We start from the raw sequence: 251 nt of genomic DNA, 5'->3' as shown, positions 1-251 counted from the left end.
CTATCTGCGCGAACATATCCGCGCAATGGGCGAAGCGATTGCAGATGGCATTCCGCTGATGGGCTACACCACATGGGGCTGTATTGATTTAGTTTCCGCCTCTACGGGTGAAATGAGCAAACGCTACGGTTTTGTCTACGTAGACCGTGACGACGCAGGCAACGGCACGCTGACGCGCACACGTAAGAAATCGTTCTGGTGGTATAAAAAAGTGATTGCCAGTAATGGTGAAGATTTAGAGTAAGTAACAG

Annotated in this window: 1 protein-coding gene; it reads left to right on the top strand. The window is 49.8% G+C overall.

The genetic code is table 11. The annotated features are described in order from the left end of the window. On the top strand, positions 1 to 244 hold a 244-nt coding region (locus R2R70_RS21955; protein ID WP_410979189.1), incomplete at its 5' end, for a family 1 glycosylhydrolase. Positions 245 to 251: the final 7 nt, after the last annotated feature.

It is taken from the genome of Cobetia sp. SIMBA_158, assembly GCF_046566945.1.
Taxonomy (GTDB): domain Bacteria; phylum Pseudomonadota; class Gammaproteobacteria; order Pseudomonadales; family Halomonadaceae; genus Cobetia; species Cobetia amphilecti.
Note: the sequence above shows the minus strand (reverse complement) of the source record. Positions and strands in the feature narration are given on the sequence as shown.